The sequence below is a fragment of the Ignavibacterium sp. genome, from assembly GCA_032027145.1.
GTDB lineage: Bacteria > Bacteroidota > Ignavibacteria > Ignavibacteriales > Ignavibacteriaceae > IGN3.
Map to the genome: position 1 here is coordinate 2,026,101 of JAVSMP010000001.1, position 24,915 is coordinate 2,051,015.

Annotated in this window: 13 protein-coding genes; 5 read left to right on the forward strand and 8 right to left on the reverse strand. The window is 32.0% G+C overall.

Features of this window, described 5'->3' with window-relative positions; genetic code table 11:
* Positions 1-10: 10 nt before the first annotated feature.
* The 5 genes from ROY99_08510 (at position 11) to ROY99_08530 (ending at position 13,330) form a co-directional block, all read left to right on the forward strand.
* Positions 11-2,569, forward strand: a complete 2,559-nt coding sequence (locus ROY99_08510) for a SpoIIE family protein phosphatase (protein MDT3696423.1) — start codon at positions 11-13, stop codon at positions 2,567-2,569.
* A 169-nt stretch (positions 2,570-2,738) separates the two neighbouring features.
* Positions 2,739-4,379 (forward strand): hypothetical protein, encoded by a 1,641-nt coding sequence (locus tag ROY99_08515; GenBank protein ID MDT3696424.1) that lies wholly within the window; start codon positions 2,739-2,741, stop codon positions 4,377-4,379.
* A 383-nt stretch (positions 4,380-4,762) separates the two neighbouring features.
* Positions 4,763-8,773: a C25 family cysteine peptidase gene (locus tag ROY99_08520; GenBank protein MDT3696425.1), complete on the forward strand. Its 4,011-nt coding sequence runs from the start codon at positions 4,763-4,765 to the stop codon at positions 8,771-8,773.
* A gap of 188 nt (positions 8,774-8,961) precedes the next feature.
* Positions 8,962-10,734 carry a T9SS type A sorting domain-containing protein gene (locus ROY99_08525; GenBank protein MDT3696426.1) on the forward strand — a complete coding sequence of 591 codons (1,773 nt, stop codon included), beginning with the start codon at positions 8,962-8,964 and terminating at the stop codon, positions 10,732-10,734.
* 439 nt (positions 10,735-11,173) lie between these two features.
* Complete coding sequence (locus tag ROY99_08530; GenBank protein MDT3696427.1) at positions 11,174-13,330, forward strand: tetratricopeptide repeat protein; 2,157 nt, start codon at positions 11,174-11,176, stop codon at positions 13,328-13,330.
* A gap of 83 nt (positions 13,331-13,413) precedes the next feature.
* On the opposite strand, the gene ROY99_08535 is transcribed toward ROY99_08530, so the two are convergent.
* From ROY99_08535 to ROY99_08570, 8 genes are all read right to left on the reverse strand, one after another.
* Complete coding sequence (locus tag ROY99_08535; GenBank protein MDT3696428.1) at positions 13,414-15,072, reverse strand: endonuclease; 1,659 nt, start codon at positions 15,070-15,072, stop codon at positions 13,414-13,416.
* Between the two features lie 41 nt (positions 15,073-15,113).
* Entirely contained in the window at positions 15,114-15,818 is a 705-nt protein-coding gene (locus ROY99_08540; protein MDT3696429.1) for a DNA alkylation repair protein, read from the reverse strand.
* 36 nt (positions 15,819-15,854) lie between these two features.
* On the reverse strand, positions 15,855-17,261 hold the full coding sequence (locus ROY99_08545) for an alpha/beta hydrolase (protein ID MDT3696430.1): 1,407 nt from the start codon (positions 17,259-17,261) through the stop codon (positions 15,855-15,857).
* A gap of 19 nt (positions 17,262-17,280) precedes the next feature.
* The gene (locus ROY99_08550; protein MDT3696431.1) at positions 17,281-17,496 is read right to left on the reverse strand and encodes a DUF2905 domain-containing protein; all 216 of its coding nucleotides are present in this window, start codon (positions 17,494-17,496) and stop codon (positions 17,281-17,283) included.
* Positions 17,489-17,887 (reverse strand): NUDIX domain-containing protein, encoded by a 399-nt coding sequence (locus ROY99_08555; GenBank protein MDT3696432.1) that lies wholly within the window; start codon positions 17,885-17,887, stop codon positions 17,489-17,491. Before ROY99_08555 ends, ROY99_08550 begins: the two co-directional genes overlap by 8 nt.
* A 279-nt stretch (positions 17,888-18,166) precedes the next feature.
* Positions 18,167-19,684: a HAMP domain-containing sensor histidine kinase gene (locus ROY99_08560; protein ID MDT3696433.1), complete on the reverse strand. Its 1,518-nt coding sequence runs from the start codon at positions 19,682-19,684 to the stop codon at positions 18,167-18,169.
* The gene (locus ROY99_08565; protein ID MDT3696434.1) at positions 19,684-20,994 is read right to left on the reverse strand and encodes a HAMP domain-containing sensor histidine kinase; all 1,311 of its coding nucleotides are present in this window, start codon (positions 20,992-20,994) and stop codon (positions 19,684-19,686) included. Before ROY99_08565 ends, ROY99_08560 begins: the two co-directional genes overlap by 1 nt.
* A gap of 114 nt (positions 20,995-21,108) precedes the next feature.
* Positions 21,109-24,759, reverse strand: a complete 3,651-nt coding sequence (locus tag ROY99_08570) for a hypothetical protein (GenBank protein ID MDT3696435.1) — start codon at positions 24,757-24,759, stop codon at positions 21,109-21,111.
* Between the last annotated feature and the right edge of the window lie 156 nt (positions 24,760-24,915).

Below are 24,915 nucleotides of genomic sequence, written 5' to 3' on the forward strand. Positions count from 1 at the left end.
AATAATCAAAATGAGCAGCATTAAAAATTTTTTTCGAAAATACAGATTAAATATCGCTTCCGGTGCAACTATAATACTTGCCTTCGTTGCAGTCCTGTCTATTTATTACGCATTAAATATAAGAGTCCAATCAAATGATGAATGTTTATGGGTTCCACAGAAGGAAGGAAAAGATTCTGTTGCCATTATCTTTGATAAGGTTAAAGTTAATGGTGTAAGCTGGAAGGCAGGTATCCGGGATGGTGATCAGCTTCTGGAAATAAATAATATACTGCTTAAGAATACAACGCAGGCTCAAAATATTCTTGATAAATATAAAGACGGCGAATTTGCAGAATACAAGGTAAAGAAAAAATCAGGCGATGTTTTTGTTACAAAGGTGCAAGTGAAAAAACTTATTAAGTTTGAATCATTAGCAGAATCAATCAGTGGTTTAATATTTTTACTGATAGGTTTTATAGTTTACAGTGCAAAACCAGATGGATTAGCTCAAAAATTATTTTTTGCTGTTGGCATAACCAGCGTCTTTTCTGCTGCGCACGTACTCTTTCCATTCGATCTGTTTTTTATACAGTTTATTAAAGAGCAGCCAATTACTGCTTTGATTGCAACAACTGTTGTTATTATTAGTCAGATCTTTGGTCCGATATTACTGCTTTATTTTGTATGGTCATTTCCTAAACAGTTTAAATTTGCTGAAGCAAGAGCAGTTAAGTTATCTTTGTTTTATTTTACCCTGATATTCAGCTTAATCGGAGTATTACTGGCTTTTTCGTTATACTTCTCAGATTTTAAATCTCAAATATGGTATAACCTTTGGAAAATAATTGCACAAGTGCTATTGATAATAATTTATAATACCTCCTTGGTTTCATTGATTGTGCAATACAAGAGAGAGAAAAATAAAAACAACAGAAAACCGATACTGATTTTTATTCTGGCTTTCACCTTTGGCTTTTTTATAAATGTATATTTTAAAGCAATAGCTCCTGCAATCTCAGATATTGTTTTTAATTCACCCGAATATTACATGCCTATAATATTGTATGTATTTGTTCCGATAGCATTTGCCTACGCAATATTTAAATATCAGCTTCTTGATGTTAGTATTGTTTTAAGAAATACAATTATCTATGGTGCAGCTATGGCAACAATAGCAGGAATTTATTTTGTTGTAATTTATCTGCTTGGACAGGGAATAGGTAATCTCTTTGGTAAAGAAACTCAGGGATTTGTTGCAGGCATTCTGTTCCTGATTTTTGCTTTTGTATTTCAATCAACAAAAGACAAGTTTCAGGATTTTTTAACAAGAAAGTTTTATCCGGAACAATTTGCTTATCAAAAAGTGTTAATTCAATTTAGTAATGATGTAGCTACTGTAGTTGGCAGTGAAAAAATACTTGATCTTACTGCTGCCACATTTGTTGAAGCGCTTAAGATAAACAAGTTTGGTATTCTTATTAAAGATTATCAGAAAGATGTATTAACTCTTGCGCGCGGAGTTGGCTTTTCAAATTCAGATTGTGTTATTGAAAAATCAAATTTTATTTCAGTGGTCAATGAACAATTAATCTATACTCAGCATCCGGTAATCGAACAGCAGGATTTTCCAACTGTCTTTTTTGATAAGTCTGAAAAATTAATTGCTGAAGGGGTGTATTCTGTAATTCCAATGATAATAAAATCTAAGGTTGTTGGAGCTTTGCTGTTTGGTCTAAAATATTCAGGCTCAAGATTTGGCGGAAAAGATATCGAACTTCTGAATGCTGCTGCTAACCAAATAGCGGTATCACTTGAAAATGCAAGATTATATCAATTAGAAACTGAAAAGATAAAAATTGAGCGCGACCTTAATCTTGCAAGACAGATTCAACAAAGTCTTTTACCAAGATGTATCCCTGATATGCAGGGTATTGACATTTGTGGAGAGATGATACCTGCAATGCAGGTTGGTGGAGATTATTTCGACCTTATTCAGAAATCAGATACTGAATTATTTGTTGCCGTTGGTGATGTATCCGGTAAAGGGCTGCCGGCATCATTTTATATGACAAAGGTACAAACGATGATACAACTTGCAACTGTTAACAGCCTGTCACCAAGAGACATACTTGTTGAAGTGAATAAAAAAATGTATGAATCTATGGAAAGGAACTGGTTTGTTACTTTAACTCTTGCTTTATTTGATATTAAAAAACGCACTGTAAAATTTTGCAGAGCTGGGCATTTACCACTTATAACAGCTAATAACGGAAAAGTAGAAGCAATTAAAAGTGAAGGGATTGGACTTGGATTGGAAAGAGGTGATGTATTTGAACGGACACTTAAAGAAGAAGAGATTACTATAAAACCAAATCAGATTTTTGCATTCTTTTCGGATGGCATAACAGAAGCAATGAATGAAAAAAATGAGTTGTTCGGAGATGCAAAACTTTCTGAGCTGATTAAGGGGAGCTCTGAATATACTTCAGCAAAACTTATGCAGAATATTTGGGATGCTGTAAAAAATTTCCGCGGTACTGCACCTCCTAATGACGATATGACAATGGTGATTGTGAAGGTGGTGTAATGCTATTAAGTATGGTTGAAACTTAACAACAAGTTAATCTTTGTTAAGTGATATTATCTGCTCATCATAAAAAATCCAGATAAATATTTTTCAACTTCTGTTAGACCTCATTTAGTTTTATTCTTATTATTATCAAAGGAAATTATTTTTAAATAAAATTAGTATTGGATTGGCAAAAAAAATAATTGAAAAAATATTTGAAAACAAAGAAGATTTAATATTATCTCTGCTTCTTTTATGTATTGGGATTAAATATGTTCATGATATTGGTTCATATTTAGATATAGAATTACAGGATGAAACCCTTTATTTGCGGAATGGTATTTTTCTTCTAAGACAAGGATTACAAAGTTCTCAATGGGCTCCTGTTTACTCAATATGGTATTTTCTTTTATCAATATTTAATTCTGATAGTATTACTTTATACTTTTTAAATTTTCAAATTCTTACTCTACTGTTACCCCTATTGCTGTATGTTTATTTGAGAACAAGGCAGGTGTCTCAAATTATAGCTTTTCTGATTGGGTTTTTCTTTCTGATTAGTTCAGGAAATATATTAGTTCACCCCAAAGTAACCCATTTTGCTCTATTACTTATTGTATGTTCTTTTCTTTTATTTGCCTTTACAAAAAGAACTGTACTTAGTTGGAGTTTTATTATTATTGGCTCTTTATTATCTGCGTATGTCAGACCTGAACTCTTCATCTCTTTTATTCTTATTATCGTTTTATTTCTTTATAGAATAATTAAAACAAAATCTTTTTTAATAAACCGGTGGAGTATTTTAATAATTGGTATTATTACATTGGCTTTAGTAATTATACTTGGGGCTCCATTGGGAGGCGGTGGTAGAGCATTGGATGCTTTTAAACAGCATTTCTCATTGAATTGGGTTGCTTGGAACCATAGTAATTTAAATCCATGGAGAGATTCGGATTTTATTGTTCAGGAAAATTTTGGAAATATTACTAACATTCCTGAAGCATTGTTTTCAAATACTGATTTATTCTTTAAACATTTATTAACAAATACGTCAATAATTTTTTCAGAATTCTCTAGATTGACGAGTTATACCGTTTTTACCGTAGATAATTACAGACTGGAGTATATCGGGCTTTATTTATTATTATTTATAATTAGCATTTCTTCAATAGTAAATATTTATCGTAGTAAGCTGGCAATATTGCAACTACTAAAAAGCAATTTTAATGATTCTAAACATATTATTATTATTTCAATTATTTATCTAATTCCAATCTTTAGCTCGATAATAATAATATATCCACGTCAACATTATTTACTGTTTCTGCTATTCTTTGTAATAATGGTTTTTGTCCCTTTGATTAAAGTTAATCTCGACAAATCAAGGCTGGAAAGAAATTTAACATCATCAGCCCTTGTATTATTTGCAATTTTATTATTAATGGTAACACCCAATCCAAAAAAATTCTATTCAAATTATTCTCAGAATAATGTTGAAACAGTTAAATTCTTAAAATCATTAAATATAAAATCTAAAGTAAATATGTTGGAGGATAATGGTGGATACTATACATATTTAACTCCCAATTACTCCTGGATAACGGCTAGCGATAAAAAAATGGATTTCAATGAATATTTAGAGAAGTATGAAATCAATTTAATTATCTTAAGTGGTAAATTACTCGGGAACAAAAAGTTTAATTCTGATTCGACTTTTAAAAACTTTTTGATCAACTACAACGATTACGGATTTAGTAAAGATATAATTCCAAATAGTGGAAATGAATTATTTATAAAAAAGGATCTAATCCAATCAATTTCAAGATGAAATAGGTAATCATAGAACTTAAAATTGTTTAGTTTTAATCAATATTACCAAGTCAATATGCTGTTTTGACGATTTCTTAAAGACGCCTCGTTATTATCTATTCCAAATATTATATATGATAAACTGTTTACTTTAATTATTATTGTATCTAACTTTACAAGGCAAATACAATAATTGTTAGCAGCACTTGCTTTATCAACAACTAATGATACTATTTGTTATAATTCCATTAGTGTTTGGAGTTTTTGAATGTTATTCACAAAAAAACCAACATGAGTTTTCTTATTCAAGACATTTCAATTTATTAATTAACCAACTATTCTATAAACCACATTTTATCTTTTACTATACAGAAGATAATTTGAAATTCAAGGGAGATTATAGTGAAGACAAAATTTACTCTTTTTTCAAATAAAGGGATGTATGTAATTGCTTTCCTTTGTTTATTCCTGTCGATTAAGGTTCGAGCGCAGGTAATTAGTTACTCAGATTCCTGGGGTAAGTCGGGATTTACTCTGGAAACAGAGAGTGCTTCTGGCATACAAATAAATTTTTCCATTTCTGAATTTGAGATGCTGGATGTTAACATTGAAGAATTAAGTTACAAATCAATTCATTTACCGGGCATTTTCCTTCCAAACGACGAAGGAGCACCTGATTTACCTGGAACATCCAGATTTATTGCAATACCTGAAGGTGCAAATGCAACATTTGAAATTACAAGTTACAGAACAGAAACTATTGAAAATGTTGAAGTAGCTCCGGCATTTAAAATTCCAAAAGACACAGATAAAGGTCCGTTGGTTTATGCAAAGAATAACAGTATTTATAGTCAAAATGATTTTTATCCAGCTGAACCGGTAATATTATCAAAACCAACAGAGATAAGAGGAGTTGATGTTGTTCAGCTTGGTATTACACCATTTCAATATAATCCTGTTACCAAACAGCTAATAGTTTACAGAGATTTAAAAGTTGCTGTAAAATTTAACGGCGGCAATGGTCACTTTGGTGAAGACAGACTTCGCAGTAGATGGTTTGATCCGATTTTGAATAATGTTCTTATAAATTATAATTCATTATCAAAGGTGCAATACAATTATACCTCCAATAAGGAAGATCAGGATTTTGAATATGTAATAATTTGTCCAAATGATCCTGTATTTCTTGCATGGGCAGATTCGATTAAACAGTTCAGAACATTGCAGGGTATTAAAACAGGCATATTTACAACTGTTCAGACAGGTGGTAATAACTCAACTGCAATAGAAAATTTTATTAATAATGCCTATAATACCTGGGCTATTCCTCCTGTTGCGGTTTTACTGCTTGGTGATTATGGTACTTCGGGTAATACTATTCATAGCCCTACCTGGAATAACTATTGCGTATCAGATCATATTTATGCTGATGTAAACAATAACAATATGGCTGATATTGTTTTAGCAAGGATAACTGCACAGAATGCTGCACATTTACAGACGATGATAACTAAATTTTTAAAATATGAAAGAAACCCTCCAACAAATCCAAACTTTTATAATAATCCAATTACTGCTATGGGTTGGCAAACGGAAAGATGGTTTCAGATATGTTCAGAAACTATTAATGGATTCTGGCAATATAAACTTGGTAAATCGCCCAAAAGAGAAAATGCTATTTATTCCGGAACACCGCCGTTTACTAACTGGTCATCTAATCAAAATACAAGTTTAGTAGTAAACTATTTTGGTCCAAATGGCAGAGGATATATTCCGGCAACTGCACAGCACTTAACAGATTGGGGCGGTAATGCAACAAGAATTAATAATGATATTAACAGCGGTGCATTTATGTTGCAGCATCGCGATCACGGACTTGAGACCGGATGGGGCGAACCAGCCTATGGTAATTCAAATCTTTCAGGATTAAATAATGATGATTTGGTTTTTGTTCTCTCAATTAATTGTTTAACAGGAAAGTATAACTGGTCAAGCGAGTGTTTTGCAGAAGCTTTTCACAGACATCAAAAAGGTGCGCTCGGACTAATTGCAGCTTCTGAGGTTTCATATTCATTTGTTAATGATGCCTATGTTTGGGGAATGTTCGATGGTATGTGGCCTGATTTTATGCCTGATTATGGCATTACAGGACCCGATAGAATTTTACCGGCATTTGGAAATGTTGTTGGTAAGTACTTCCTTCAGTATTCTAACTGGCCCTATAATACCGGCGATAAAATGGTTACATATCATTTATTCCATCATCATGGGGATGCTTTTACAACAGTATATTCAGAAATGCCTCAGACTCTTAATGTTGTACACAACCCAGTGATTATTGCAGGTGTTCCTCAGTATAATGTTACTGCAGATAATAGTTCACTGATTGCTTTAACTTGTAATGGAGAAATTATCGCTGTTGCTGAAGGAACTGGAAATCCTGTTGCATTAAATATCCCATTTATTGTACCGGGCAATACGGTTAAACTAACAGTAACTAAACAGAATTATTATAGATATTCAGCCAACATCCCGGTAGTACCTAGCGAAGGTGCTTATGTGATTTCAGATTCAACCGTTGTTAATGATTCTTTGGGCAATAATAATGCTCTGTTAGATTATGGTGAATCACCATTGATTTCATTAAGAGCTTATAATGTCGGAGTTTCACAGGCAGAAAATGTAACACTTATTTTAAGAAGCAACAGCAGCTATGTTACAGTTACTGATTCAACTGAATTTTATGGAACAATACCAGCTGGTGGCAGATTATTTAAAGCAAATGGATTTAAAATTGAAGTTGATCCTTTAACTCCGGATCAGGAAATTATTTCATTTAACGTAATTGCAACAGACGGTAATAATAACTGGGTAAGTTACTTTACACTTAAAGTACAGGCTCCGGTGCTTGTTCAGTCTAATACATATGTTTCTGATCCTAGCGGAAACAATAATGGTATTCTGGACCCGGGCGAAACCGCAGATGTATTTGTTGAAATAACTAATACAGGACATTCGGAGGCAATTAATGTTCAGGGTACTCTTACAACAACTGATGCTCTGATTACTATAAACAGCGGGCAGCAGAATTATGGTAATCTACTTCCTGCTGGAAAAGTAGCAAAATCATTTAGTGTTACTGCAAGCTCAACAATAGTAACTGGTCATCAGGCTCTCTTTGATTTTAATATGACTGCTTCATTGGGAATTGCATCAAGCAGCAGTATATCTTTAATTGTTGGTAAAATACCGGTTTTAATTGTTTGTAAAGATAAAAACCATAATTCAAGTCCGGCAATGAGGACTGCACTGGAAGCTTTAAATATTGCTTATGTTTATCAAACAGATTTTCCAACGGATTTGAGTTTATATCAATCTGTATTTGTTTGTTTAGGTGTGTACTCAAACAACCATCAGCTTACAACTACCGAAGGGCAATTATTAGCAGATTTCTTAAACAGCGGCGGAATGCTTTATATGGAAGGCGGCGATACCTGGTATTATGATCCACAGACAGCAGTACATGCTATGTTTAATATTGTGGGAACTGGTGATGGAAGCAGTGATCTCGGAACAATTTTAGGACAAGCAGGTACCTTTACTGAAGGAATGACATTTACTTACAGTGGTGATAATAATTGGATTGATCGATTAAATAATGTTGCTCCTGCTCAGGTAATATTTAGAAATCAAAGCCCAAGTTATGCGTGTGCAGTTGCTTATGAAAATAACACCTATAAAACTATCGGCGCTTCTTTTGAATTTGGCGGATTGACTGATTCTCCAAATGAAGCAACTAAGAAAGCACTGATGGGAAAATACACTGATTTCTTTGGACTTGGAATAATACCGGTGGAATTAGTTTCATTTGAAGCAACTGTTGAAGAGCAGTTGATAAGATTAACCTGGGAAACAGCAACTGAGCTAAACAATTCAGGATTTGATGTTGAAAGAAGCAGCGATGGAAAAGTATTTGGGAAAATCGGATTTATAAAAGGAATAGGTACGACAACTGATAAACATCAATATTCTTATATTGATGGAGGATTAACTGGTAAAGGGAAGTATTACTACAGACTTAAACAATTAGACTTTGATGGCAAGGAAAGTTATTCAAGTGTTATTGAAGTTGATTACTCTGCTATTCCTTCATCATTTAGTTTATCTCAGAATTATCCGAATCCGTTTAATCCGACGACGACAGTCCAGTTCGGAATTCCAAAGGAAGTAAAAGTAACTCTTAAAGTTTATGATGCTTTAGGAAGCGAAGTTGAAACTATCTACGATAAAGTTCTTGAACCTGGTTATTATAAACATCAATGGGAAGGTACTAAATATGCCAGTGGTGTTTATTTCTTAAGATTACAAGCTGGTAATTTTACAGCATCCAAAAAAATGATGCTGCTCAAGTAAGAATAATCTTTTTGTGCTATTGTAATCCCTCTGGTTAGTAATTAATCAGAGGGATTCTTTTTAATACTTTATCATAGAAATTCAGACTTTCAAATATTTGTCTTAAACAAATGTAAAATTGTATTTCGTTTATCTTCTCAAATATTTTTAATTTAAGCCGGCGCTTAATTCTTAGGAAGGAGTATAAGATGAAGCTATCAAATACATTTCTTTTTACTGTTCTTTTTTTATCTCAGTTTTTAATTCCAGTTTTTACTTTTTCACAAATTCCTGATACAGTTTGGACAAAAACTTTCGGCGGAAGTAATATTGATGTGGGATATTGTGTTCAGCAGACATCGGACAGCGGGTATATAATTACCGGATACACACGCTCTTATGGAAGTATGAGCGGTAGAAATGTGCTGCTGATTAAAACTGATAAAAGCGGAAATCAGGAATGGATTAATGCTTATGGGGGCAACAATGATGATGAAGGATATTCGGTGCAACAAACTACTGATGGCGGATTTATTATTGCCGGATATACCAAATCATACGGAGCTGGTGCAAATGATGTCTATCTTGTTAAAACTGACTATTCAGGAAATCAATTGTGGGACAAAGTATTTGGCGGCACACAGGATGATCTGGCTTTCTCAGTTCTTCAAACAAGTGATGGTGGTTTTCTTATAACCGGTTCTTCTTTTTCGTTTGGTACTGGCGGTGATATGTTGATGATAAAAACTAATTCAAATGGTAATTTGATCTGGCAAAAAACTTTTGGTGGTATAAGTTCAGATGGTGCGATGAATGTAGCACATACTATGGATAATGGGTTTATTATTACAGGTTGGACTTTTTCGTTTGGTCCTGGTGCTGTTGGAAATGCATTTCTAGTTAAAACAGACTCACTTGGAAATCAACAATGGTATAATTACTTCGGAGGGAATGATGCAGATCGTGGTTATAGTGTTCAACAAACCACAGATGGCGGATATATTCTAACTGGTTATACAGGCTCTTTTGGTGCTGGGCTTTATGATGTACTATTAGTTAAAACTGATAGTTTAGGAAATCAGCAGTGGATAAAAACTTTTGGCGGATCTGGCAGAGATTATAGTAATTCAATTCAACAGACAGCAGATGGCGGCTTTATTATTCTTGGATATACTTTGTCTTTTGGTGCGGGCGGAGATGATTTCTATCTTATTAAAACTGATGTGAACGGCAATACTGAATGGTTTAAAACTCTTGGAGGGGTTTATTCAGATGTCGGATATTTTGTAAGACAAACAAACGATGGAGGACTAATTCTGGTTGGTCATACTTTATCATTTGGAGCAGGAATCCATGATGTTTGGTTAATAAAAATGGAAAATATAATTCCTGTGGAATTAATTTCTTTTTATGCTTCTGTTTATGAAAATAATGTTGAATTGAGTTGGACAACAGCAGCAGAAACGAATAACAACGGATTTGAAATACAAAGATCACAAGACCACAAAAATGATAAATCACTTGAATGGGAAATCGTTGGTTTTATTCCAGGTTTTGGCACAACCACTGAACCAAAATCTTATTCCTTTACTGATGAAGATGTTTTATCTGGAAAATATAAATACAGATTAAAACAAATGGACTTCGATGGAAGTTTTGTGTTTTCAGATATTATCGATGTTTCTGTCAATGCAGTAACAGGATATTTATTAGAACAAAATTATCCTAATCCTTTTAATCCAACTACAGAAATAAAATTTACAATTCCCAGTGTCACCCTGAGCGAAGTCGAAGAGTGTTTAGTTACATTAAGAGTTTATGATGTTTTAGGAAACGAAGTTGCAACACTTGTTGATGAAGAAAAGCCCGCAGGGTATTATTCAGTTTCATTTAATGCTATTGGTTTATCCAGCGGAGTTTATTTTTATCAATTGAGTGCAGGTGATTTTTTTGAGACAAAAAAAATGGTGTTGTTAAGATAGACTAAAGATATAATCACTTGAATACTTAATATTTTAACTACTGCTCCTTTTTAATCTATAGCTAAAGTTTGATCACGCTTCGACAGACGAATCGTGAAAAATTAAACTTATTACATCCTGAGCGGAGTCGAAGACTGATACTAATTATACTCATCTTAAATTCACGTTTCGACTTTGCTCAATGTGATTCTGGGTTTTACTTTTTCTTTATTGTTCACACTTCGATAAACTAAGTGTAACAGTTTCTCTTTGCCATCCTGAGCACAGTCGAAGGGTGACACCTGCTTAATTTGCAATGACTTTAACAGGAATTATCAGAACCTTATGTAATAGTACTATTTTATAATTAAAGATTTAAAAGTTCTATCATTTTTAATTAGGCTGCTAAACTTTTTAAGTTTTTATACGACAATAGTATGGATAATTATATGGTTTTATCTTGTTAAAAAGAATTTTAATAACATTAGGTTTACTTTTATTTTGTTCAAATAATTATTTAGCACAAAATCAAAAAAAAATTGAACAGCCATCATTATTTGAAGTAAAAGAAGATAGTCAAAAAGTTAACATCTTAAACGATGTAGCAAGTAGATTTATCGGTCAAAACCTAGATTCTGCTTTTTTATTTGCTAAACAAGCCTTAGACCTATCTCAAAAAATAAGCTATTTGAAAGGTATCATGGATGCTTATATAACAATGGGCATATACTATGATTTAAAAAACGATACAACAAAAGCTTTAGCATATTTTAAAAATTCACTTGAACTGGCAAAAGAGAATAATTATCCAAATGAAATTGGAAATGCATATTACTATTTGGCTACACACTATAATCTCAGGCAGCAGCATCTTATAGCAGCTTCGTACTACGATAAGGCACCCAAATATTTTGAGGAAGCAAAAAACTTTAAAATGAAAGGCAATGCTTTGCTTCTTTATGGATCTGCTGCTTATTATGCAAATAAGATTCTGCTTTCAACAGATGCAACAAAAGAGGCTATAAAAATTTTCACAGAATTAAAAGACTCACTTGCCATATCAAATGCCTTAATTAACCTTGCAATAACTTACATTGCCATAAAAGAATACAACAAAGCTAATCAATACTTATTTGAAGCATGGGATTATCTAAAGAATGTTAACAACGATGTTACAAAATGGATTATATCGTATGATATTGCTAATAATTATGAACAAGAAAAAGATTACTCAAATGCTTTACGATACTATCAGCAAGCATTATACTATGCTAAAAAAACAAAGAATAAGTCATATCTTGGCAGCAGTTATACTGGCTTAGCAAGTGTATATTATTATACCAAGAATTATGATGCAGCATTAAAAAATATAGAAACAGCTCTTACTTATAGAGAAGAAAGAAGTGAGTTCTTATTCTCTGCTGTAGCTACTACTGTTGCGGCACGAATTTACTCTCATTTTAACAGATTGGATGAGGCAATAAAATATGCAAATCTTTGCTTGGAGATTGCTAGTAAACCTGAGAATGTTCTGTTCAGAGTAGAGGCTTATGAAGTTCTTTCTGATATTTACGAAAAGAAGGGTAACTATCCAAAAAGTTTAGAATATTACAAAATATTTAAAGCCGCAAACGACAGCATTTATAATAAATCGGTTGTTACTCAACTTTCTGAGTTCCAGACAATGTATGAAACTGAAAAGAAAGTTCACCAAAACGCAATACTTAAAAAGCAGAAAGAACTGACAGAGGAAACAGTTAAACGCCAGTATTTGTTTATTTATTTTATTAGTGGCGGGTTAGTGTTGTTAGTAGCTGTTGTGTTGCTGTTGATTTATTTGTACTCAAATAAAAAGAAAACAAATAAAATCCTAATCCAGCAAAAACAGGAAATAGAAAAATTAGCTGATAAACTAACAGAATTAAATGCAACAAAAGATAAATTCTTTTCGATTATCGCTCACGATTTGAAAAATCCTTTTCACACTTTAATTTCACTAAGCTCTATTTTTTTGGATCAGGAAATTGATATACCTGAGGATACTAAAAAAGAGTTTTTAGTTAAAATAGCTCAGACTACAAGAAGCACTTATGAACTTCTCGAAAATTTATTACAATGGTCACGAACTCAAACTGGAAAAATTCAATTTGTCCCTGAGACGATAAATTTGTTTGAAATAGTTGAAACGAATATATCTTTACTGAATAACCTGGCTGAAGATAAGCATATTACTCTTGATGTTTTCGTTGATCATAATATAAAAGTAATTGCAGACAGGAATATGTTAGTTACAGTTTACAGAAATTTAATGGGGAATGCTATCAAATTTTCTTACCAAAATAGTAAAGTAATTGTCAGAGCAGAGGAACTTAATGAATATATTGTAATGAGTGTGAAAGACTATGGAATCGGTATTGAAGATAAGAATAAAAGCAAGATGTTTAATTTAGGAAAAACACCAGTTTCTGTTGGAACAAAAGATGAGAAGGGTACAGGGTTAGGTTTAATACTATGTAAGGAATTTATAGATATGCAAAAAGGGAAAATTTGGTTTGAGAGTGTGCCCAATGAAGGGACAACTTTCTTCATAACTATTCCAAAGTATAATTGTAATTAACATTGAGTAAAGCACTTTTCTTTATTTTTGTTTGCTTTCATAAAATCTAAAAAGACTATTCAACCATCATTTATCAATTGGTTTTATTTCGTTAAAATCATTTTTTTAGCTTGAATAAAGGAACCAGCCTGAAATTTGTATATGTAAATTCCGCTCGATATTCCTGAAGCATTGAAATCAACTTCATAACTTCCGGCAGTTTGTTCTTCATTAACCAATCTCGCAACCTCGTTTCCAAGAACATCGTAAACTTTGATTGATACAAGTTGTTTGCTGCTTATAGCATATTGTATTCTGGTAGATGGGTTAAAAGGATTTGGATAATTCTGTGATAACATAAAAGCTGATGGCTGATGTAGTTTATCAGTAATGTTTACTGTATTATCTTTTCCGATTCCAGTTAAATGGATTTGTTGATTACCTGTATTTGAAAATACATCAAGTGATGCGAAAAAAGTCTTAATGCTGTCCGGTGAAAAATTTACAGCAAACTTTTTTACAGAGTACGGATCAATATTTGTAATTGGGTCAGAAACATAAAATCTTTGATCAGAAATATTTATCGAATCAATAATCAGTACTGCGCTTCCTGTATTAATCAGATATATATATTTTGCTGTTGTTTGATTAATCAATGTTGAATCAAAGAGCAGGGAGAATGGTAATATATCAAGCGCTGCAGCAGTTGGTCTTATATTATTTGTAGCGAAGCTATATATTCTGTCCGCAAATTCCGGGTGATCTATAAACGGATTTCTTTTAAGCTGATAACTTGCAATTGCATTATTACGATTTGATTCAACAATACCAACCGTATCAAGTTTATTCCATTCTCTGAAAACATTTTCTTGTATCTGTGTAAAGAAATCTCCATAATTAACCGGATAACGGATAATGAAGTAAAACATTGATCTGCTGACATCTCCTTTATGAACATCTCTTGGTTCAAACACAGTCTGATTTAAATAGTTTTTACCAAGCTTACTTCCAGCTGAATCCCAAGTAATGTTAGAAACAACTTTTCCAAAAGGAAAATTTGCACGAACTGAATTTGCAGGATTATCAGTTGGGAACAGATGAAAAAGATCAGATTTCATAGGTTCGTTATCCCCAAAGTTTGATTGAGGCCAGGTGTGTTCGGTATTAAAGTTATAATTGCTCTGTGCATTTGTTCTGCTGGTATAACCAACTGCTTTTCTGCCGGTATAAACACATTCCAGAGTATTCTGAGAAGCTCCTTGTCCATTAACTTTCTGATTATCAATTTCCATAAACATTTTATCTCGGGCTAAATTATACCCCAATGATGTATGATTTATAACCAAACTATTTAATGCATTTTTCAATTCAATATCAAATTTGTTGAATGTAGCATTATCATAAATATCACCATATTTAGCTGTGCCAGTCACATCAATAGCAGCGCCTATAGTGCTGTCAGCACTTGTAATCAAAACCACATCATCATCAACAACATTTTGATTCGGGTGATATTTAATCCAGACAATAATGCTATCCTCAGAAGGTATTGATAATAAAGTATCTGATAAAGTATAGATTGTTTTCAGATTGTTTAAACTGACGGTTACAGGATAATCGTTGTAATTGATAACATAAAAAGATGTGCTGTCTGCAGTTGAAACAGTAACTTGCGAAAAGACAATTGCTTCAGGATTTACATAGACTTGAGAACAAATGTTTACACTAACGATAACAGTAATCAACAAGATTTTTTTAATCATATTTCTCTATTCAATTGTTGTAAAGGATATCTCTATTTGATTTAAATATTTCCTTCAAGATAAGCTTTACGTTTCTTCTCAGGAAATTTTTCTATTGCATAACGAAGCATTGTTCTTGGCATATCTTTATAATATTTCTTCAAAAATTCTTCTTCAGCAGCTAAATCTCTTTTTCCAACCTCTCTCAGCATCCATCCGGCAGCTTTATGTATCAGATCGTGTTTATCATTAAGTAAAATTTCACAAATATTTAAAGTGTCTTCAAAAAAGTGATTGCGGATAAATGTAAAAGTAGATAAAACAGCTATCCTTTTTTCCCAAAGATCTTTTGAAAGTGCAAATTTATATAACAAGCTTTTCTCTTTATCCAACAAGTGTTCTCCAATAATTTGCGGAGCAGAAAGGTCAACAAGATCCCAGTTGTTTATTCCTTTTCTGTTTTTAAGATAAAAATTAAAAACCAGTTTTCTCTTTTTCTCATCACCATTCTTATACTGATCAACAAGAATAAAAGCAGCAATCAATCTTTCTTCATGAATTTTGGAATTGATAAGTGATTTCAAGTCAGTAAATGATAAATCCCTGAATTGTTTTGCAATGGTTCGCTGAATAGGTACTTTTATTCCATAAAAAATATCACCTTCGCCATACTCTCCTTTTGCTGTTTTAAAAAACTTTTGAAGAATAACAGCCTGTTTAGGGTTTGCCTGTTTTTTTATTGTCCGTCTAATTTCTAACAAATTCATTTACAGTTTCACTCTTTAATTGAAATAGGAATAAAATTACTTTAAAACTTTTTTGATCCAATCTAACATTGTCTGTAATGCTAAAGGAGAAATCGTTTCTTCAATTTGCCCATACTCTGATATTTTTCCTGTTTCAGAGGTTTGAAACAAATGATTCAATCCTTTTAACTCTATTACTTCAAAATTCCTATTGCCTCCTTTTTCAAGAGCTTTTTTAATTGCTGATAAATTTTCTTTTGGTGGAACCTGTAAATCATTTTCTCCGTTTATTGCAAGAACCGGACAATTTACTTTTTCCAGAACAGAAGCTGGATCATGGTTTAAAAAATATTTAAACCAAGGACTTGTTAAAATATTAGTCTGCATATTAATATAAGTCTCAGAATCACCGAGCTTAGCTTTCTCATCATCAGTTAGTGATTGATATTCTATACTTAATTTATCTCTGAGTTCTTTTTCTAAATTATCTTTAGAGCTGTTTTTCAGAATCGAAAAAACTTCCTGCTGGGCTTTTAATGTTTTCTGGATTTCATCTTCGCTTGCTCCTTCACTTCGCATAATTAATTCATTCTGAAGTGCCAGAATAGAATAACCTGAAACGCCAGGGCCAGCCATCAGTATAATGAAAGAAATATCATTACTTTGCACTGCTGCTAATGGTGCGATTAATCCACCCTCGCTGTGTCCTATCAATCCAATTTTAGTCTTATCAATTTCTTTTCTTTCTTTAAGAAAATTTACTCCTGCTAAAACATCTTTTGCAAAGTCTTCGGTGGTTGAATTTTCTTGCTTTCCAGTTGATTGTCCGACACCGCGGTCATCAAACCTTAAAACTGCAATTCCATTTCTAGTCAGATAATCAGCAATAACTAAGAATGGTTTATGATTAAATATCTCTTCATCTCGATTCTGTCCGCCTGAGCCAGTGATTAAAATAACAGCAGGAAATAAATTACCATTCTTAGGAAAAGTTAATGTGCCTGCAAGAACTACATTGTCAACTTCATTTTCAAATAGTACATCTTCTGTATTATACGGGAAAGGCTCCCTCGGTTCTTGTGGTCTTTTGGGCATTTCAATTTTTTCAGTTTTCGTTACCTTAAGATCCATATTCATTCCACCCTGACTCCATTTACCATCTATCTTTTTTTCTTCAAAGATTATTTTACCTTTATAGGTACCTTTTATAACCGGAATGTTAATAAATATAGAATCTTCTTTTATTATAGTGCTTTCAGTTTGTATTCCAAATGCTTGTTGATCAGGACTATCAAGCGTGGTAGTGTATATTCCGTTTGAATCAACTTTCAGGTTAAATACAATTGTTAAGGTTGCTGAATTTGGAAGTTCAAGTTTACCGCTCCAAATTCCGCTAAGATTCTGTTGTGCAAGTGCTTGTAATGACAAAAAAATAAATAAGAATGTTTTTATTAAATATTTCATAAAACTATAACGGTTTTTATTAAAAAAATTTTTTGATTATCCATATAATTAAAGATACAAGTATGCTTAATATAATCATTGATGTGATTGGGAAGAATAGTTTAAAACTTGGCTTATCAACTATAATATCACCTGGCAATTTGCCAAATGGCAATTTTGAGATCCACTGCCAGGTTAATCCGACAAAAACAATTACTACTCCGATAATTATTATTATTTTTTGAATGTTATTCATTTTCTGAAAGCATTAAAAAGAAATCCTCTAAAACATTATTATATCCGAAAGCGAGTTTTGTACTGCGAATTCTTGACAGATCAAAATACTCAATTCTTTGTCCTTCCCTCAAATTAATTTCAACTGGATTTAAGTCAATTCTTTTCCAGAAGATAAAATCGGTAAGATTATTTGAGGTATATATTTTAAATAAATCTATATCACCAAGATCAGCAATTCCAAGTTCCTCAAACATTTCTCTTCTTACAGTAAATTCAGGGCTCTCATTTTGTTCAACTTTTCCACCTGGAATATCCCACATATTTGGGAATGGGATATCAGCTTTATCATCACGTAATATCATTAAGACGTTATTATCGTTATTAAGAAGTATTATTCCTGCTCCTTGCATAAAACACTTTTACTTTAACTTAAATATTTTGAAAGTAAAAATATAATTGTTTTGTATTTGAAAGAAGCAAATAGATAAGCGGTAATCATTAATAACTTACACTAAGTTTATAATTTACCAATTAAAGTATTTTCTTTATTGAAGTACTGAATCATAGATAATTTGTTTGAACAGAATTAAATTATTTTAAGGAAAGATAGGGATAATGATTATCAATATAATAATTGCATATAGGCAATTAGATGACTGAAATTAAATCTGATAAGATAGGAGAATCTGTTATTGCTCTTTCGTTTGGTTAATAATATTTGTCAGCTCACTTTTACCAAAGGGTTTTACAAGAAACTTTGATGCACCGGCTTGATAGAACTCTTTGATCTTCTCTTCAATAAATTCGCTTGAGATAATTATAATTGGTCGCTTAAACGGATCGTGTCTTTTAATATCTTTACAAATTAAGATTCCCTGCTGCCAGTAATTTTTATCAACATCAAAAATAAAATGGCTAAATGAACTATCCTGTACATATTCGAGTTTAAAATCTCTGATCGTATGATGCGACAATGTAAAAGAATTTTTTAAAAATGCCTTAATAAGCTGATAAGTCTCACCACTGTTATCAATCATTAATATTTTATTTGATTTTGCTGATTGGTCTGTCTCAATAAAAGTAGTAAGATACTTCGACTGATTTAACGGAAGCGTAAATGTAAAAGTTGAACCAACGCCTTTGATACTATCCACAAGCAATGATCCGCCGAGTTTCTCAATATATCTTTTTGTAAGTGCAAGCCCCAATCCATTGCCCTCATAATTTCTGCCTACATTAAGATCTTCCTGGCTAAATGGCTGATAAAGATGATCCAGATATTTTGTTGAAATTCCAATACCGGTATCTCTTACTTTGCATACAGCAAGATTCTTTTCTTCAAGAAGATTTACCTCAACCTCTACATATCCCTGATGTGTAAACTTAACTGCATTACTTATAAGATTGTTCAAAGCATTTTCCACACATTGAATATCTGCATCAACGAATATCTTTTTATGTGAAAAATTAGTTCTCAGATCCAGATTTTTTTCTACAGCAAGTTTTTTATGATTAGGGATGCAATTCTGAATTATACTAACGAGATCCACTGTTTCAATATTAAGTGAAAAATTTCCTGCTTCAATCTGTGCAAATTCCAGCATTTGTGTTATACCTTTAAATAATCTTTCACTTCCGCTGTGAAGATTATCAAGATATATTTTATCTTCTGCATTAATTTTATCGCTAAGGTTTTCTTTAATTAAAGATGAGTAACCGAGTATAATATTTAAGGGTGTTCTCAACTCGTGAGACAAAACATTTAAAAAAGTATTTTTTAATCTTTCTGCCTCAAAGTTAGCATCGCGGGCTTTTTTAACTTCTTCTTCAGTTAAAAGCATTTCAGTTTGATCTTCGTGATACATTACAATATAAAGATCATCTTCATACTTGATTGTGAATACATTTGTTCTTAAAATCGGCACAGCATAATCGCGGGCACGAAGAAGAGAATCTTCAAAATAGTCTATAGTGGTATATGATTTTCCATTAATAACTTCGAATACCCGGTCTAATATTTTGTTTGCCTTTAATACACTATCATTAAAAATTGAGTATTCAACTAATTCATCGAGATGATAGCCCCATAAAATTGTAAATGCTTCATTTACATAAACGATCTTACCGCTTTGTTCAAATACCTGAACGGGAAAGCGGACTTTGTCATACAACAAACTAACATATTTAAAAAAATCTGTTATAACCATTACACTGCTACTGGTAGTGAAATTTCTAATTTTGTGCCAATCATTGAATCTAAAAGTTTAATCTGACCTTTATGTCTATCTACAATATTTTTGCACAAAAACAAACCATAACTGTTGTCTTTTGGAGCAAATGATTGAAAAAGATTTTTTCTTATTTCATCAGGAATGCCCGGTCCATTATCATCAATTATTATATAAATAAACTTTTCATCAGCATTAGATTGAATACTTATTGTTGCATCTTTCTTTGCATTTACAGAATTAGTAAATAAATGAACTAACAAATGCTGTATCTGCTCTGAATCATAACTGCATACAGGAATATTATTAAGCTGGGTTTTAAAAGTTACAAACTGAAATTTCTTCATCGGAGAAATATATTTGATAACAGATTGTATGGTTTTATTCAAATCACCGCTGTCTTTATTTAGATTCATTGCTGCAGTTTCCATCAACACCTGAGCGTATTTCTGAATCCTTCTTATACTATCAATAGCAACTTTTGATTTCAATTTCAGTCTATCAAAAAACAGTGACTCTCTGTTGCTTCGTTTATCTCCAATATCAGTTTTAAGCTTTTCGATTAGACGAAGTAAACTTTCATTTTCTAGCAAAGCTAAATGTACTAATCCTTGTAATGATTGACCGATTTCTGAGTCAATACCAGCCTTCAGAGCTTTTCTTTCAGCCTGAATCAGTTGATTATTTGCCTCCTGAAGAGCAGCATTTGAAATTAATTGGCTCTGATAAAGTTGTGCGTTACGAATTGCAGCCGCAGCCTGTCCGGCTAAGATTTCAAAAGTATTTGTAATATCTTTTTCTTTAATTCTATGGAGTCTTTTACTATCAACATATATTACCCCTATTTTATTTCCATCAGAAATTAATGGCGAACATAAAATTGTCTGAAGGTCTAATCTTAAAATGCTTTTACTTGATTCAAGAGTAAGATCACTCTGAGCGCCTTCGATAAAACGTGATTGACCGTTATAAAAAACATCTTCAACAACCGAATTGCTTATATGAAATAGATTTTCCGGAAGCTCTTTGCCATTTGAATCAAGTCCTAATTTAAAATCAAGTTTTCCTAAATTGCCTTTTAATACAATAAATCCTCTTTCAGAATTAGTTAACCTGATTGCATTTTTAAGAACAAGTTCAAGAACATCATCTAAAATTAAAGTTCGATTAATACTGTTAAGTATATTCAGAATTACTTCAAGATTTTTAGTTTTTTCAGATCCAGATTCGGCATCCAGAGTTGATTTTAAACCACTATCAATATTCTTTTTAAATTCCGAAAACTTCATTTCTTGAGATATTTTAGATTATTAACAGATAAAAGCTACAAATATTATACCGCTTAATTAAATTATTAAAGTAATATAATCAAAGTTAGTAAGTAAAAAGTACAGTTAAAACTGTTAATCTTTTAGCAATTTAAACGAAATAAACCATTCGTGATCATTGCCGCCATTCCACCAGGCTTTAGCAATTCCAGCTGAAAAAGTTGTCTCAAGATTGTACCAATGCTGCAAAACAAAATTTATTTGAGCACCTGCATCAATTGCCTTTTCTACAAACCTTGAGTCTGAATATAGACCCTGCGAAAACACTGATAGATTAATATTTTTTAAATCAATACCAAATAAAGATGCACCGGGAATTCTGATAGGAGGCAGAGAATTTGAAATCATAATTTTAACAAATTTATCTGCAACAATATTATAAATAGGAACACCAGGAAATCTGAACATCTTAGTGTATTGCTTTACAGGTTCATTTTCAATCGCACGGTTTCCAAATCCACCAAAATAAAATTTTGTTTCTGGAATTACTTCTTTTTCAAAATGATAGCCGCCAGCAATTTTAAATTGCAAAACATTATGATCAAAAAGCATAATAAAATATTTATCCCATTCACCCATAATCTGTCCAGAGTATTTGGGATTATCCGGGTCAGAGGTATAACCAAGTACTGATAATCTAATCCAGTCACCAGATTCCCATTCAATACTTCCAATGGTTTTTCGGAGATCTTTAATATCAAGTTCCGATTTTAAGATTAAATAATCCGGTATGCTTACTTCGGTCTGATTATCGTTTATGTATTTAATATCTTTATAAAGTGATAATTCAGTAGAGTGTTTTATTTTTAATGGATTGTCATAGACCAAAAAATAATTATATCCTAAAGCAAATCTGCTTCCTAACATCCCGCGCTTTCTTTTATTAAACAGATCATAAAAATCGGTTGCATTATGTTCTGCAGCAATAATAAGTTTTTGGTGGAAAGAATATTTTAATCTTAGATGATATTTTATATCATTGGTAGTTTCCTTAAATGGAGATATACCTGCATCTAAAGTTAAATCATGTGTTAATAACGGATCATTAAACTGCGAATAAAAACCGAGAACAATCCTTGATTGAAAACCTGAAATAGTCGGAATAAATGTTTTTAAAGATATACTGTTAAAAGAACCGTAAGAATCTTCTTTGCTAATATTGATAGAGTCAGCAATTTCCTTTGCTGATTTCAAATTCCATTTCAGTAGTTCAGAAGATTTATTTAGTATCCTTTGCCCAAAATATTGAATTGCAGGTAAGCGCTCAGTCTTTTGGATTTTGAAAACAACCGGAATAAAACCATTTGTTGTGAATTCAAATGCTAAAAGGCTATCAGAACTGATTTCGATTGGCCGGAATAAACCCTGAATTGTATGTGTCAGCGGTATAATTTCTTCAGTAGATATATCGTATCGGTAAATATTTGCAACACCATTAACATAAGCATTCCAGTATAAATAATTTCCATCCAAAGACCACGATGGATTTTCAGGTGTGCCGTTAGAACTTATTGGTTTAAAGGTTATAGGATTCCCTTTATCAATATCTCTTATATCAGCAATAGTAATACTCTGCTGACCGTTACTAAAATGCATCGTTGCTGCTAATAAATCTCCTTTTCTGTTTATTGATAAGTCTTGTAATTCGTCACCGACTAAAAAAGCAGAAAGAGATTGAGCTTCTGTGTAAGGATACTTTGATCTTATCAGAACTGCTTTACCGCTTTGATGTTGAACACCCCATAATTCATGTTTTTCAGGCGAAATAGTTAAACTGCCGATGCGGATATTCTCAAAAAGTAACTTTTCTTTTTTTGAATTGAAATCATACATTAACAAATCTCTAAACAACTGATTATTATTTGTTGTATAAAACATCTGCTTATATGCTTCATCATAAGCAATGGATGCAACTTGTATGATACTCGGAGTAGGAAGAGTAATCAGCTGCTCATATAAATTTGTCTTAAGATCAAATTTAGTAATCTGAGCTAGATTACTTGGTTTGTGATATCCAAAAAATAGTGTTTTGCTTTTGGAGTCAAAGTTAGGTTTTGTAATCCATCCAAAAGTTTCTTCAGTCAGTTTTTTAATTTGTGTTTGAGGAGCAGTTTTTAATGTTAAGATATTTTGATTTTGAAAATCAGTTTCATCTTTTATAAACTCATTCCACTCATCGTCAAATTCTAATCCGTATATTTTTTCAAATTTAGAAAGAAGTGATGGATAAAAATCATCTGATTCAAGCGAGAACCATTCTATAAGTTTTTCAACACCATATTTATCAACTAGATGTCCAACAAATCTGGTTCCGTACAGATAAAGTATATTTTCAAGAAACATTGAAGTATGAGAAGTATAGTTTTCTATTTCATTATCTGATGCAAAGTTTAATCCTTCATTAACAAGAGTTCTGAAATACATTTCATCAAAACTGCCAAGCATTCTGCCATAGCCGCCGCTAAACCAGGTTTCAATAAAAACAGCAATAGCCTCCTGAAACCATCTGGGTGTATATCTATTATGATTTGTAAGCAGACTGTAGAATATACTCAATGGTTGATTTCTTTCGGGTAATACTTTACCAAATATGCTTCGTAAAGATGATTCAAATCCGCCTGCCATATCATTAACAACAATGTGCACTAATTCATGACTTAATAACCATTGAAATCTTTCTGAATATGGAATCGCTTCATAACCAGTTTCCAATGGTTCAATTTCAATACGAACATAGTTTTCCGGTATTGTTGTTGTACCGCCAAATCCATAATCACTTACATCGTATGTATTGATAATAATTTTTTCTTTAGGCTTATAATTGAAAATTTTCATTAACTGCCTTAAAGAATTTTCTGCTGAATTCAGCAAATGGTTTACCAAATGAGAATGAGAATCTCTATAAATGACCTTGAAGTGTTCACTTTCCTTCACGTACCAGTCTCCAAAATCCCTTTCAGAAATTCTGATTACTAGTTCATTGTCGTTATCACCTTTAAAAACTTCAGTAATAGTTTCCTCTTCATTGAGATAAAAAATCAGTTCGGAAAATTGTTCTAAAGATTTCATTTCGATCTTGTCAAGAATGTCCTGAGCAGGGGAGTCAAGGATAGAATCATTAACACCGATAACATCCCAAAGGATCAAATGCAGGTTTTGTGACCGGTAAAAATTATAATAATTAGTTATTTCTCCCGAAAAAAATAACTTAACTTTTACAGCGTCATCTTCAGATTCAACTTCCAGCTTTAAGATTTTAAGTACCGGACTTGTGTCAAATTTTTGTTCCTGAATTTTCTCAATTACTTTTATCCTATTCGGTGCTAATTGAACAAGCTGCTTATCCCATATTAAATTAATTAATTCAATGGCAGAGAGTGAAGAAATAAACACATAGTTATTTTTCAAGTATGGTGCATTTGGTAATTGATATATCTTTTTAGTTTTTAGCTGGCTATCCAGAATATTTACAAAGGAATTTTGAATTGTTATTCTAAAAGATTGGTCAGAAAATTTAACATCCAGATTTCTTTTATCTTCAGAAAACTCAAATGGAATATCTATTTTCTTCAACAAATCATTTAATGATAAATAGATAATTCCAGAGTGATTTTCCGCATTAATCAGCTCGTACTTATCTTTAATTATAATTGCAATTTTAGTATCAACTTGAGGATAGGCTATAAAAGTTAAAACAACAGCAAGAAGAAGGTGAAAAATTTTCATGAAATTGTCTGAATAAAAATTAAAATATTTTTATATGTGAAAATAAAAAAAAAGCCTTCAAATAATTGAAGGCTTAAAAAATTATCTGCAGATAAATTTTTATCTGACAAACATATATCTTGCGCCAAGCTCATCCAACTGGGAACCTGATCTGAC